Source organism: Vibrio sp. V01_P9A10T6, from assembly GCF_963877065.1.
In the GTDB taxonomy this organism is placed as follows: domain Bacteria; phylum Pseudomonadota; class Gammaproteobacteria; order Enterobacterales; family Vibrionaceae; genus Vibrio; species Vibrio anguillarum.
The window spans coordinates 1-14,368 of sequence record NZ_CAWNTB010000214.1 but is presented as its reverse complement, the minus strand read 5'-3'; the positions used below and the strand labels follow the sequence as shown (position 1 = coordinate 14,368).

The 14,368-nt window shown below is 45.4% G+C and carries 12 protein-coding genes and 2 tRNA genes; 9 read left to right on the top strand and 5 right to left on the bottom strand.

Annotated elements, in window-relative coordinates; genetic code table 11:
- Positions 1-182 precede the first annotated feature (182 nt).
- Genes betI through choV form a run of 6 tightly spaced genes read left to right on the top strand, consistent with a single transcriptional unit; the run spans position 183 to position 7,046 of the window.
- Positions 183-776: a transcriptional regulator BetI gene (gene betI / locus AACQ21_RS16720; protein ID WP_105976993.1), complete on the top strand. Its 594-nt coding sequence runs from the start codon at positions 183-185 to the stop codon at positions 774-776.
- Positions 777-797: 21 nt separating this feature from the next.
- Complete coding sequence (betB, locus tag AACQ21_RS16715; protein ID WP_105976992.1) at positions 798-2,258, top strand: betaine-aldehyde dehydrogenase; 1,461 nt, start codon at positions 798-800, stop codon at positions 2,256-2,258.
- Positions 2,259-2,276: 18 nt separating this feature from the next.
- On the top strand, positions 2,277-3,977 hold the full coding sequence (betA, locus tag AACQ21_RS16710; RefSeq protein WP_105976991.1) for a choline dehydrogenase: 1,701 nt from the start codon (positions 2,277-2,279) through the stop codon (positions 3,975-3,977).
- 36 nt (positions 3,978-4,013) lie between these two features.
- Positions 4,014-4,958, top strand: coding sequence for a choline ABC transporter substrate-binding protein (locus AACQ21_RS16705; protein WP_105976990.1), 945 nt, complete (start codon positions 4,014-4,016; stop codon positions 4,956-4,958).
- 49 nt (positions 4,959-5,007) lie between these two features.
- Positions 5,008-5,856 carry a choline ABC transporter permease subunit gene (choW, locus tag AACQ21_RS16700; protein WP_017048787.1) on the top strand — a complete coding sequence of 283 codons (849 nt, stop codon included), beginning with the start codon at positions 5,008-5,010 and terminating at the stop codon, positions 5,854-5,856.
- Between the two features lie 2 nt (positions 5,857-5,858).
- Positions 5,859-7,046, top strand: coding sequence for a choline ABC transporter ATP-binding protein (choV, locus tag AACQ21_RS16695; RefSeq protein WP_047689622.1), 1,188 nt, complete (start codon positions 5,859-5,861; stop codon positions 7,044-7,046).
- A 132-nt stretch (positions 7,047-7,178) separates the two neighbouring features.
- On the opposite strand, the gene AACQ21_RS16690 is transcribed toward choV, so the two are convergent.
- The 4 genes from AACQ21_RS16690 to AACQ21_RS16675 form a co-directional block, all read right to left on the bottom strand.
- A tRNA-Cys gene (locus AACQ21_RS16690) sits at positions 7,179-7,252 on the bottom strand.
- A 37-nt stretch (positions 7,253-7,289) separates the two neighbouring features.
- A tRNA-Leu gene (locus tag AACQ21_RS16685) sits at positions 7,290-7,376 on the bottom strand.
- A gap of 329 nt (positions 7,377-7,705) precedes the next feature.
- Positions 7,706-9,151, bottom strand: coding sequence for an ATPase RavA stimulator ViaA (gene viaA, locus AACQ21_RS16680; protein WP_105976989.1), 1,446 nt, complete (start codon positions 9,149-9,151; stop codon positions 7,706-7,708).
- Positions 9,152-9,160: 9 nt separating this feature from the next.
- Complete coding sequence (locus AACQ21_RS16675; protein ID WP_105976988.1) at positions 9,161-10,819, bottom strand: ATPase RavA domain-containing protein; 1,659 nt, start codon at positions 10,817-10,819, stop codon at positions 9,161-9,163.
- A gap of 277 nt (positions 10,820-11,096) precedes the next feature.
- Here AACQ21_RS16675 and AACQ21_RS16670 point away from each other — a divergent pair, with 277 nt between their 5' ends.
- The 3 genes from AACQ21_RS16670 to AACQ21_RS16660 all read left to right on the top strand — a co-directional run bounded on the left by AACQ21_RS16670 (position 11,097) and on the right by AACQ21_RS16660 (position 13,560).
- On the top strand, positions 11,097-11,612 hold the full coding sequence (locus AACQ21_RS16670; protein ID WP_017048791.1) for an NUDIX hydrolase: 516 nt from the start codon (positions 11,097-11,099) through the stop codon (positions 11,610-11,612).
- A gap of 109 nt (positions 11,613-11,721) precedes the next feature.
- Positions 11,722-12,726: a low-specificity L-threonine aldolase gene (ltaE, locus tag AACQ21_RS16665; protein WP_105976987.1), complete on the top strand. Its 1,005-nt coding sequence runs from the start codon at positions 11,722-11,724 to the stop codon at positions 12,724-12,726.
- A 123-nt stretch (positions 12,727-12,849) separates the two neighbouring features.
- Positions 12,850-13,560, top strand: coding sequence for a TetR/AcrR family transcriptional regulator (locus AACQ21_RS16660; protein WP_094125725.1), 711 nt, complete (start codon positions 12,850-12,852; stop codon positions 13,558-13,560).
- 10 nt (positions 13,561-13,570) lie between these two features.
- Here AACQ21_RS16660 and AACQ21_RS16655 read toward each other — a convergent pair.
- On the bottom strand, positions 13,571-14,368 hold a 798-nt coding region (locus tag AACQ21_RS16655; protein ID WP_146127543.1), incomplete at its 5' end, for a DEAD/DEAH box helicase.

Sequence of the window (14,368 nt, the reverse complement as noted above, 5' to 3'; positions counted from 1 at the left end):
AATATTTTTCACACTAAACAATTATGGAAAATTAATTGTAATCAATTGAATTAAAATAATATTTATTATTAACCATGCAAATTCAATGGCAATTATTACGCAAAAATAGATTTGAACTCTAAACATTATCATGGCATTTTATATTTAACTAATCGTTCAATATAAAATAATCAGGATGAATTATGCCAAAGGTAGGGATGCCAGACATACGCAAACCTCAACTTGTTGCCGCAACAATGACAGTCATTGAGCGTGTTGGATTGCATGGCGCAAGTATCGCTTTAATCAGCAAAGAAGCGGGTGTCTCGACAGGGATTATCAATCACTACTTTGGCGGCAAGCATGGATTATTGGAAGAGACAATGCGTGTTGTTTTACGTGAGCTTTCAACCACCATCACTCAGCATTTAAACCAACTCCCAAAAGAGGCTCATTACGAACGCATTAATGCCATCGTAACCGGCAATTTCAAAGGGTTCCAAGCGGAAAACCAAGTTGTTAAAACATGGTTAGCGTTTTGGGCTTACTCTATGCACGACGCACAATTAAATCGCCTGCAATACGTCAATGAACAGCGTTTACTTGCGCGCGGTGAGATTGAACTCAAGCCGCTGCTCCCATCAGAACAGGTCAACCTCGTGGCTCATGGCATCGCGTCACTGATTGATGGCATTTGGCTACGCGGAGCATTAAACCCCAAAGGAATAGACCCTGCTCAAGCACATTCCATCATTAACGATTACCTCAATAAACAATTAGCGTTTTACGCGCAATAACAACTCACTTCAGGCCTTAAAATGGAAATACAATCGCTTTATATCAACGGAACGCTTCGATCTGCGACTTCAGGAGAACGTTTCGATACCTACAACCCAGCAACAGGTGAAGTGATAGCAAGATTGCAGCACGCCAGTGCCAATGACATTGAACAAGCTATCACCTCTGCTAAGCAAGGATTCGCGGTATGGTCAAGAATGACCGCAACAGAACGCAGCCGTATTTTGCTAAAAGCAGTAAAAATACTTAGAGAACGAAACGATGAACTTGCTGTACTTGAAGTTCTCGATACCGGTAAGCCGATTCAAGAAGCCAATTGCGTTGATATTGCGACTGGCGCAGACGTCATTGAGTACTTTGCAAATTTAGCCACATCGCTTCAAGGCGAGCAACAACCGCTCAACGACCATCAGTTTTTTTATACTCGCCGCGAACCATTAGGCATCTGCGCGGGCATTGGCGCATGGAATTATCCGATTCAAATCGCGATGTGGAAATCAGCGCCAGCACTGGCTGCCGGCAATGTGATGATTTTCAAGCCCTCAGAGGAAACGCCATTAAGCGCATTAAAACTGGCAGAGATCTTCAGTGACGCGGGAGTGCCAGACGGCGTCTTTAACGTGGTTCAAGGTGATTACCGCGTAGGTCAAATGCTGACAGCCCACCCTGATATTGCCAAAGTCTCTTTTACCGGTGAATCGGGCACCGGGAAAGCCGTGATGGCAGACAGCGCTCGCAGCTTGAAGTCTGTCACTATGGAATTGGGCGGAAAGTCACCGCTCATTATTTTTGATGATGCCAAGCTTGATCAAGCTGTCTCCGCCGCCATGGTGGCAAACTTTTATACCCAAGGTGAAGTGTGTACCCATGGGACGCGCGTTTTCGTACACGACAGCCTCTACGATGCGTTTGTCGCTCAGCTTAAGCTGCGTACTGAACAATTAGTGATTGGCGATCCTATGGATATCAACACCCAGATTGGCGCGTTAATTTCCAAACCTCATTTAAACAAAGTGCTCACAGCGATTGAGCAAGCCAAAACCAGCCAAGCAACTTTGCTCACTGGCGGTTATCAAGTTACCGATAACGGCCTAGATAAGGGCAACTTTGTTGCACCAACCGTTTTCATTGATTGCACTGATGACATGCCTCACGTGCAGCAAGAAATCTTTGGCCCTGTAATGTCAGTGCTTAAATTTAGCGATGAAGACGAAGTGATCGCGCGCGCGAATGGCACTCAATATGGCTTAGCGGCAGGAGTGTTCACACAGAACCTTTCACGTGCACACCGAGTAATTCACCAACTTCAAGCCGGGATCTGCTGGATAAATACTTGGGGAGACTCTCCGGCAGAAATGCCTGTCGGTGGTTATAAGCATTCCGGAATTGGCCGTGAAAATGGCATAGAAACCCTTAAGCACTATACCCAAACCAAAAGCATTTTAGTGGAGCTAGATGATTTTGCTAGCCCATATGCTTAATCGTCAAAGGAGCCTTCTATGTTAAATCACTTTGATTACATTATCGTCGGTGCGGGCTCAGCAGGCTGTGTTCTTGCCGATCGCTTAACCGAGTCTGGCGAGCATCAAGTTTTACTGCTCGAAGCTGGCGGAAGCGATAAAAGCATTTTTATTCAAATGCCAACCGCCCTTTCTTACCCGATGAACAGCGAAAAATACGCATGGCAATTTGAAACCGAATCAGAGCCCGATCTTGACGGGCGTCAGTTACATTGCCCACGGGGCAAAGTACTCGGTGGCAGCTCGTCTATTAATGGCATGGTGTACGTTCGTGGCCACGCTTGCGATTTTGATGAATGGGAATCACTGGGCGCTGAGGGTTGGAATTATCAAAATTGTTTACCCTATTTTCGCCGCGCTGAATCTTGGATAGGTGGCGAGAACGCTTATCGTGGCGGCAACGGGCCCGTCGGTACTTGTAACGGTAACGACATGCAATTGAACCCACTTTATCAAGCCTTCATCGATGCGGGCAAAGAAGCCGGTTATCCAGAAACTGACGATTACAATGCTTATCAGCAGGAAGGTTTCGGACCAATGCATATGACGGTAGATTCTGGAGTTCGCGCCTCAACGTCCAATGCCTATTTACGCCGCGCGATGAAGCGCCCGAACCTCACCGTAAAAACAGGAATTGTGGCACATAAAATCTTGATTGAAGAGCAAAAGGCCATCGGCGTTGAGTTTGAAAAATCAGGCAAGATCCAACAAGCGTTTTGCTTGCGAGAAGTGATCTCAAGTGCTGGTTCTATTGGCTCTCCTCAACTTTTGCAACTTTCAGGTATTGGCCCTAAAGCGTTGCTTGAACAAGTTGGTGTGAAACTGGAGCAAGACCTGCCTGGCGTGGGTCAAAACCTGCAAGATCACTTAGAGATCTATTTTCAATACCACTGCAAACAGCCGATCACACTAAACAGTAAACTCGGTTTAATCAGCAAAGGGCTTATCGGCACTGAATGGATCTTAACTCGTAAAGGATTAGGGGCAACCAACCACTTCGAGTCATGCGCGTTTATTCGCTCTCGCGCAGGGCTCAAATGGCCAAATATTCAATACCACTTTTTACCTGCTGCGATGCGGTACGACGGCCAAGCGGCCTTTGATGGTCACGGCTTCCAAGTTCATGTGGGACCCAATAAGCCAGAAAGCCGAGGACAAGTACAAATTGTCTCTCGCGATCCAACGGTTTCACCCTCTATCGCATTTAATTACCTATCAACCGAACAAGATCGTCAAGATTGGCGCGATTGCATTCGTCTAACCCGCGAAATTCTAGCGCAACCAGCATTGGATAGTTATCGGGGCGAAGAAATTCAACCGGGGGAAGAGATCCAAAGCGATGACGATATTGATTCATGGGTCAAACAGAATGTGGAAAGCGCTTATCACCCCTCTTGCAGCTGCAAAATGGGCGCAGATGACGACCCAATGGCCGTGGTGAATGACCAATGCCAAGTGCGCGGAATTCAAGCTTTACGCGTGGTGGATTCCTCTATATTCCCAAGCATTCCCAACGGGAACCTGAATGCGCCAACCATTATGGTCGCAGAGCGCGCCGCCGATCTTATTTTAGGCAAACCGCTATTAGCCAGTACTGAAGCTCCAGTATGGATTGCACCAGATTGGCAAACCAAACAAAGAATAAAACCACCAATGAGAAAGCCGGACGCTTACTCATAAAATTTATAAAGTCAGTCAAAAACACAAGGAAATAACATGTCTATTACTAAAAAAACCGTGCTCACACTTACAATGACGACTCTGCTCAGCGCCAACGCTTACGCCAATCAATGCGATACGGTGCGCTTTGCTGATGTGGGTTGGACAGACATTACCGCCACGACAGCAATAACCACAGAGCTGCTCAAAGGGTTAGGCTATCAGACAAAAATCGATTTACTCTCAGTACCCGTGACCTACTCATCTATGGCGAACGGTGACATTGATGTATTCCTCGGTAATTGGATGCCAACCATGGAAGGCGATATTGCCAAATACCGTGAAGCTGGAACGGTTGAAACTCTGCGCGCTAACTTGGAAGGAGCAAAATACACACTCGCTGTGCCTAAGTACGTTTATGATGCCGGTGTCCAATCGTTTGCTGATATCGCTCAATTTTCAGATAAATTTCGCAGCAAAATCTACGGTATTGAACCGGGCAATGACGGTAATCGCTTGATCCAATCGATGGTTGATGAAAACGCTTTTGAGCTGAAAGATTTTAGCGTTGTTGAGTCAAGTGAAGCGGGCATGGTGTCACAAGTGGCACGCTCGGTACGTCGTAATCAGTGGATTGTGTTTCTAGGTTGGGCTCCGCACCCAATGAACAGCAATGTTGAAATGGAATACCTTGATGGCGGTGACGATTACTTTGGCCCAAACTACGGTGGTGCAAATGTCTACACCAATGTGCGTCAAAACTACCTAGCACAATGCCCAAATGTCGGTAATTTATTAAAAAACCTATCCTTCTCGCTTGAAATGGAAAACCAACTGATGGAATCCATTCTCAACCAAGGCGTGTTACCAGAACAAGCCGCTCGCCAATGGTTAATCAAACATCCAGAAAGTATTGTTCCATGGCTAAAGAATGTAAAAACCAAAGCTGGAGCACCTGCACAACAAGCTATTAGCAACTATTTAGCGCCATTTAAAGCATAAATTAATTTAAAGGAGGAGGTGAGCATTTCACCTTCCAAAAGGCTATACCGTGAATTTTATTACAGAGAACAAAATCCCCTTAGGTCGTTGGATGGAAAGTGGCGTTGACTGGCTGACCATCCATGCAGCCACATTTTTTGATACTGTTTCCTACTTACTTGAGACCATCATTTTATCTTTAGTTGATGTGTTTAAATGGATGCCCCCTGCCGTGCCGATTTTAGTCACCGCAGCCATTGCATGGTATCTGCATCGTCAGATTTCATTGGTGGTATTTGTTATTGCTGCCCTACTGCTTATTCTAAACCTTGGCTACTGGCAAGAAATGCTGGAAACCTTTGTCTTGGTGTTTGCCGCGACAACGATTTCCGTATTAATTGGCGTACCATTGGGCATTATCGCCGCGCATCGACCATGGCTTTATACGCTGATGCGCCCAATTCTTGACTTAATGCAAACGGTACCAACCTTTGTTTACCTCATTCCAACGCTAGTTCTGTTCGGTTTGGGTATTGTTCCGGGGCTCATTTCGACCATTATCTTTGCCATCGCCGCCCCCATTCGCCTCACCTATCTTGGGATTACTAAGGTACCGGAAGAGTTAGTTGAAGCGGGTAAAGCATTCGGCTCTAGCCGTATGAACTTACTGCTCAAAGTGGAGTTGCCAGCAGCGCTACCCAGCATAATGGCAGGGATCACTCAGTGCATTATGTTATCACTTTCCATGGTTGTGATTGCCGCCTTAGTTGGTGCTGACGGCCTTGGCAAACCCGTGATTCGTGCACTCAACACCGTCAATATTTCTCAAGGTTTTGAAGCTGGTTTAGCCATCGTTTTAGTCGCCATCATTCTTGATCGTTTATGCAAAACCCCACATCAAAATAATAAGGACGCATAATCATGGATGCGATTACCATTAAAAACCTCGATGTTATCTTTGGTCAGAACCCAAATGAAGCACTGCAACGACTCGACGCGGGTGAATCTCGCCAAGAGATTATCGATGCCTGCGGTCAAGTCGTAGGGGTAAACAATGTCAGCCTTACTGTTAAAGAAGGCGAGATTTGCGTCTTGATGGGGCTGTCTGGTTCAGGGAAATCGAGCTTGCTGCGCGCGGTGAATGGCTTAAATACCATCAGCCGAGGATCATTAGAATTAAAAGATGGCGAACGCTTTGTTGACCTTGCCAGCTGTGATAAAGCAACGCTTCAGCATTTAAGGACAAATCGTGTCTCGATGGTGTTTCAAAAGTTTGCCCTTATGCCTTGGTTATCGGTTTTAGATAACGTGGCGTTTGGCTTAGAAATGCAAGGAATGAGTAAGAAAAAACGCCACCAACGTGCTCGTGAACAGCTAACAATGGTTGGCCTTGCTGAATGGGAAGATAAATTCCCCCACGAACTTTCTGGCGGCATGCAGCAACGTGTCGGTTTAGCGCGTGCTTTTGCAATGGACAGTGACATCCTGTTAATGGACGAGCCATTCTCAGCACTTGATCCGCTGATTCGTGCGCAACTGCAAGATGAGTTATTAGATCTACAAAGCAAACTCAACAAAACCATCTTATTTGTTAGCCACGACTTAGATGAAGCACTAAAAATAGGTAATAACATCGCGATTATGGAGTCAGGAAAACTGATTCAGCACGGTAAACCAGAAGAAATTGTCCTTACACCCAAAACGGACTACGTCAAAGAGTTTGTGGCACACACTAACCCTCTTAACGTACTAAAAGGACGTTCGTTAATGCAGCCCATCGAACAGTTAAAGCAACAAGACGAACGTTGGCAGGTCTGCAAAAAACAGGATGTTTGGGTCGCACAACATGATAAAACTCTGACACTATATGGAGCAACGTCGACCGCTCTTATCCACTGGGATACCCAAGTCAGGGATATGTCGAACATTGATTCATCGATGATGATCATTACAACACCTGATATTGATATGCGTAGCGCGATTGAGTTGAAACATCGAACTCAAAATCCGATTCTTCTGATGGAAAATAATCAGCTCGTCGGCGTCTTAAGCGACCAAGAAATTTACAGTGCCCTACTGGGAAATTATCAAACCGAAAAGGCGGCTTAACACTTACCTCTATGCATTGCTGTCAATGTCATGTTAACGCCATCATACCGATGGCGTTATTTTCTAAGCAGGCTGTTGATTCTTAATCACATAGATCAAAAAAAGACGCTAAAAAGCGTCTTTTTTTGTTTTTGGAGGCGCGACCCGGAGTCGAACCGAGGTCCACGGATTTGCAATCCGCTGCATAACCAGTCTGCCATCGCGCCTTTAATTTTTTGTTGCTCTTAATGAGCAAATAATAGATGGTGCCCCGGGCCGGACTTGAACCGGCACAACTCGAAAGTCGAGGGATTTTAAATCCCTTGTGTCTACCAATTTCACCACCAGGGCACGCAATTCTGGATTGCGATGCCGTCAACTGAATCAGTTACACACCATCGAAAATTTTTTGAAGTACATTCGCTAGCTTTGTTATTAACAAGTTTTGTTATTACACATTGCGTTGCAGCTTTTAATAACTTTGCTCATCTTGCTGAGCAACTAACTCCTGACATTGTTCTTTCGAGCTTTGCCGTGAGAACGAGGCGTACTTTAACGGATTAAGAAAATGAGTCAACAATAAATTTTCCACTTATGAATCAAGTGACTAAGAATCGACCCGCAAAGGATAGAAGGCGAACAATTAGAACAACAATCCATCAGTTCTTATCAAGTGATCGTTACCATTTTTTCATCAGCCGCCCGACGAGATTAGGATGGTATGCCCAGCAGTGATCAAACATCGCCATCAACTGTGGATTACCATAGCGAGACAAGCTCACCGCATGGAAACGATTTTTTTGATGTTTTAAGGTCGCGATTTTTTCTAGCAGAGCTTCCGGCGGTTTAGGTGCGATGAAATCCGACAATACGACCAAATCTGCATTGCGGTATTTGTCACTGTTCATCAGCTCAACCGATTGTTCTAGTACAGGATCTAAATCCGTTCCGCCGTGAAATGAATAACTTAAAAAATCACTCGCTTCACGCAAGCCATCTTGCTTGGTCAGCTCATAGGTAATTTGCTGAGTAGAAAACAGCATCACGTAGCACTCGCGCCTCTCAGCGAGAGCGATCTGCATCAGAGCATAAGCCATCGCTTTTGCACACTGTTCTGGGAAACCACTCATGGAACCAGAAGCATCCACACATACGATGAACGGCCCTTTTTCAATCTCAAACTGTTTGTATTCTGGTTGGTACGCTTTGACTTTACGCAAAGTGCGAGACTTGCCTTGCATACGATAGTTCATCAAGCGCTTATCCACTAAATGCTTGTAGAAAACCACCTCAAGTTCAGGATAGGCAAGAAACATGGTTTCGTTGGGCAGCAGCTTGTTCAGATCATCACTTTCGTGGATGCCGACGATGTCATCCGTCGCTTCGTCCGATTTCTCCTCCACCATTTGCAGCGCTTCGGCTGGAGTGCGGTTGAGATCCGGGTCATCTACTTCACCAGCCATGCGCCCAAGCTGTTCGGCAATTTCTTGCAATCCTTTGTTCTTTTTCAAAAATTCCGCATGGCGTTTCATGACACTAATGTCTGTTTTACTGAGCTTCGCCGACGCCATATCCCACAAGCGACCGACGCTGCTTTCATCGCCCGATTCAGTGACTTTATCCATGTTTTTCATGGTTTCCATACGCTGGTACAAATCGGCCAACACTTTTTCTTTGTTACTTTCAAGTTCGTTGATTTGCGCTTGTTTAATCGCATGGCAAAGGCTTTGATACCATTGATCACAAAAGAAATGAGGGAACATGGGGTTATGCAACCCCTTATTTTTTTCAATTAAACGACGCGCTTGGAGATAAAATGCTGAGTGCCATTCCAACTGTTTGATTATCTCGTTAATCCGAGTAAAGAACGTCTCTTCGTCCCAGTGAATCACTTCTTGGTATAAGGTCAGCTCTTGTTGAAAACGCTCAGTTTCACACACTTTTGTAATGCGTTTTTTGACACTACCACGCCACTTAGTTAGGTGATTTTTGACTGAATTCGCCACGCCGCGGTTTTCAGCCATCATCATCACTTGCGAGCGCGCAAGCAAATCATTCACCGCCGTATCAATGATGCCCGAGTCGGCAATCATTAAGGCTAAATTTAAACCATCGGCACCAAGCATCTTCTCTCCTTACGCAAAAAACTGGTTTAGGTTTTTAAAACGAAGCACCGTTTTTTCGCATTCGGTATGAGTCGATTCAAGTAATTGCTGCAGCTGCTGGAGCGTCGCTTCCATAGCGGTGGGCAGCTCCGGATCAATGAAGTTATGCGGCAAAGCGCCGTGAAACTTAGAACGCACTTTACGCAGATGGTGTTCGGCATGTTGCAACTGTGCAACGGCTTGATCCGCTTTCGTAAGCCACTCTTGATAAAGACTTTCGTCTAAACCTTGCTCAGTCACCAAACTCACCAACACCGAGCGATTAGCAATATCTTTAAGAACGAGGTTATTACCAGCATCTAAATCAAACCTTAAGCGGCACAAATTGGTATTTTGATTCACATAACCATACACATCGCCATGCCCCTCTTTGATCGTTCTTTCAAGCTCGCTTTTAGGCACATAAACCCAGCGGCTATCGCCTTTTTCTGCCTCAGAGACGGACATATTGCTTTGCAGCAACACCAATTTGACCAAGTCATGAGCGGTGCCTACCTGATAGGTTTTTGCCGATTTGGTATCAAACTGATGCACCTGCTTTTTAATCAAACCCGATGATGTTTCCAGCGAGAGCAACATGCCAAATTCAGACTCTAGCTCTTCTTGAATCTCAGCCAGCTCTTCACGACACACTACGATTTGATGTTCAACTTCTTGTTGGTCAAAAGCATGTTTCAACGCAAAGTCGCGGATAACGCGGCGCACAATATCGCGAGACTCAGGGCTATTCCAAAGACAATCTTGCAGCAGTAGTAAGTCAAGCGGGTTGATCGAGTCTCGGCCATTAAAAAACGCACTCGCTTTGAGCAGCTTCACCGCTTTTTTCCAACGGCGGTCTGAGACGTACATATCAATACTTGCCGCAGCGGGCTGGTTTTCAACGGCATGCTCTAGCATGTTTTTCAGCTCAAATAACTTTTCAAACACGTCATCTGTCAACAGTAAATCGTCAAGTTGTCGCTGCCATAAGTGATACTCTTCATCGGTAATCGCAAGCCCTTCAGGGATGCGTGCTTCTTGTGGCGTACCGACGGTCAGCATCGATTTGAAATTCTGCTTATTTTGAATACGATTGACAAACACACGCACTAACATGCGATCGTACAAGGCGTCTAAACCACTCTCTTCATCCGGTAATTCGTTCGATGCCGAAACCAGAAGACGCATTGGTACACGTTCAATATCGCTCCCATTTTTGAAGGTCTTTTCATTCACTACCGTTAATAAGGTATTCAAAATGGCGGGGCCTGCTTTCCAAATTTCATCAAGAAAAACCACTTGTGCGGTAGGAAGATAGCCTTTGGTTAGGCGAACATAGCGCCCATTATCTTTTAATTCTTGAATGCTTAATGGACCAAATACCTCTTCTGGTGTTGAGAAACGCGTCATGAGGTATTCAAAATAACTGCTGTTATCGAAGGCTTGGATCAGACGTTTCGCAATCAAACTTTTTGCAATACCAGGAGGGCCGAGTAGGAAAACACTTTCCCCCGCTAAAGCAGCCAGTAGACAAAGTTTGATGGTGTCTTCACGCTCATAAACACCATCCGATAAAGCCTTAGCAAGCTTATTTATGCGCTCTGAAAGTAGCGCTTTTTGCGCATGAGATGCAGGAGTAAAATTGATCACTTAAGCGCTCCAAATGGTTTGTATACATAACTTTATACGACTGTTATTGTTTTGTTACAAATAGATTTTAGTATAAGCGCCCACTTATAGCAGATCTCTTTTCTGTGAAATTCTTCGAAATCAATGTTTGCATATATGAGACTGACATCACTGATTGTGCAAGCAATATTGATACTTAGGTTATCGTTTTACTTTGTCTTAGCCACAGATTCTCGGTAAGGTTGAACCCTTATCACCATATCAGTCATTGGCTAGCCACAATTAAAGAAGAGTTTGCATGAGCAAAACCATACATACATGGAAAACCATTTCATTAGTGCAAGAGGATGTCACCCTTCCTACAGGCAAAAGCATTGAGCACACCACCATAGTCCATCCGGGCGCGGCCGTGATTTTGCCGATCACAGAACAAGGCGATATTATTCTGATTAATCAGTTTCGCCCCTCACTCAAAAAGTGGTTGTTAGAGCTCCCAGCAGGCACTTTAGAAAAGGGGGAGCTTCCAGCCGAATGCGCGCACCGTGAGCTTGAAGAAGAGACAGGGTACAGCGCAAGTGAGCTGATCACTTTAGGGCAAGTCACACCATTAGCTGGATTTTGTGACGAAATACAGCACCTGTTTGTCGCTAAACAGTTGAGCAAAACTGCACGATTATCATGCGACGATGATGAAGTCATTGAGGTGGTGACGCTTTCGATCCAGGAATTGGAGCAAAAAATCATCACTGGGCAAATCACAGATTCAAAAACCATTGCCTGCCTAAGTAAGGCGAAGCTGTGTGGTTATCTATAAAATACTTAGCCATCAATAAAGAGCTTATTTATCAATAAAGTACAGGCACAGATAAGCATTGAAGTGAAAAAGCTTCTAGCAAAAATAGAAAAACGCATGAGGAGATTATATGGATTTTCGATCAGATACCGTTACTAAACCCACCGCCGCGATGCGTGAAGCAATGGCTAATGCCGACGTGGGTGATGATGTGTATGGCGATGACCCAACCGTCAACGCCTTAGAAGAGTGGGCCGCGCAGCGACACGGTTTTGAAGCGGCGCTATTTACCACGTCAGGCACACAAGCCAACCTGCTGGGTTTAATGTCACATTGTGAGCGTGGCGATGAGTACCTGTGTGGCCAACAAGCGCACAACTACAAATATGAAGCGGGTGGCGCCGCGGTTCTTGGCTCTATTCAGCCGCAGCCAATCGAAAATAACCCTGATGGCACGTTAGACTTCGATAAACTGCGCGCGGCCATTAAACCTGATGATGCCCACTTTGCTCGCACGCGACTACTTAGCCTTGAAAACACCATCAATGGCAAAGTTCTACCACTCAACTATTTAGCGCAAGCGCGAGCGTTTGTTGATCAACACCATTTGGCACTGCATTTAGATGGCGCGCGCGTATACAACGCCGCTGTAGCGCTGGATGTGGATGTTAAAGAGATTGCGCAATACTTTGACTCAATGACGGTCTGTTTATCTAAAGGGCTTTCAGCTCCTATCGGCTCGCTGCTGTTGGGTTCAAAAACCTACATTGCCAAGGCTCGACGTTTAAGAAAAATGCTCGGTGGCGGCATGCGTCAAGCAGGCATTTTGGCCGCAGCAGGCCATCTTGCATTGACTGAACAAGTCACTCAGCTGAAGACTGATCACGACAATGCCCAATATTTAGCGCGCAAATTAGCGGACTTAAACGGGTTTTCCGTCAATCCAGATTTAGTGCAAACTAACATCGTATTTGCCAAATTAGCTGATTCTATCGATATCCATACAATTACCAATCAGTTGGCGCAAGATGGAATAAAAGTTTCGCCAGGCAATCCGGTACGTTTTGTGACCCATAAAGACGTCTCACGCGATGATATTGATTTTCTAATCAGCAAACTATCCCTTTATCTCTGATCCAATTAACATTGTGCAGTCATAACCTTATCATCGGTTATGACTGACAAAGCGTTTTTTCCGTGAAACTACCTCTCAAATCTGGTACAACTGCGCTCGTTAAAAAATGAGACGAGTTAAAAAATGACCAAAAGACAAGGCCGCCGAAGTGCCACTGATGCCCAAAAAACCAAAAGAGACATTCTAGTGGTCGCTGCGGATCTGTTTTGCGAGCTAGGTTATGCACGAGTGTCATTACGAACGATCAGCGAAAAAGCTGGGGTTTCGCACAGTTTGCTGCGTCATCATTTCGGTAGTAAAGAGCAAATATGGCGCAGTATCAGCGATGGTCTCCATCTTTATATGGAGAATTATTTACGTCATATATTGAAAGAGATCCCAGCCAACACCGCCGCCAACGTGCAGTTGTATTTGTTCATTGTACGGCTGCTCGCGCATATGCTGACCGTCAAACAGCCGATTCAACTGATCGCCGATGCGGTAAGGCAAGAAGATGCTCTGTTTGATTATTTTATCGACAGTGCAGGTGAAATTGAGCAGCTCGTCGAACAACTTGCCGAGCAATACAACCGTGAATTTTCAGCCACACCAATAAAGGTGTGGGAGATAAAATGGCAGATGATCATGTACGCGCACGGCGCGGCGAGCCTCACGCCATTTTTAAAAGAAACATGGTCAGATGAAACTCAAGATGTGAACCAATGCTTACTAAAACATTGGCAACTCTTTAATGACTTGATGATCGCCAAGTTCCATATCGACGAAGCTCAGACGCTCTGTCCGAACTCCATCAATGAGTTGCTGTATGATATTGAATGTGACTGGGCCAGATAAAGCGGGCGCTTTATCGCTTACCTCTACCTGCATGGATGTTTAGTTTTGCTTTCATCTTTCTTTTTTCCGCTGAACGGCTAGGTTTACGGCTGCTACGCTCAGTCGGTAAGGCTTCCAACAAACTCGGCTCAAACCCTTTTAACCACTCTTGTGGCAGGCGTTGATTGAGTAAGGCCTCTATCGCTTCAAGCAGATACTCTTCATCTCGGCTCATCAAAGAGACCGCGAAGCCCGTTAGCCCGGCCCGACCTGTGCGACCAATACGGTGCACGTAATCTTCCGCTTTATAGGGCATGTCGTAGTTAACCACTTGCTCAAGTTGCTGAATGTCAATTCCACGAGCTGCAACATCGGTAGCGATCAACGCTCTAACTTTACCTGATTTAAAATCATCCAATGCTTTTTGGCGCGCCCCTTGGCTTTTATCGCCATTGATCGAGGCCGCTTTGATGCCGTCCAATTTCAGTTCTTTGGCTAGCTCATCGCTACCTTGTTTGGTTTTGGTAAATACCAAGACTTGCTGCCAATTACGTGAACCAATTAGATAAGCTAATAACTCGCTTTTACGTTTTTTATCCACTGGATAAACGATCTGTTTTACAGTATCAGCGGTCGCGTTGGCCGGTGAAATTTGCACGCCGACAGGGTCGCGCATCATTTTGTGTGCTAATGCTTTGATTTTGTCATCAAAGGTGGCCGAGAAAAACAGCGTTTGGCGTTCATCATTCATGCGTTTCAAAATACGTTGGATATCAGGCAAAAACCCCATATCGAGCATGCGATCGGCTTCATCCAGCACCAACACTTC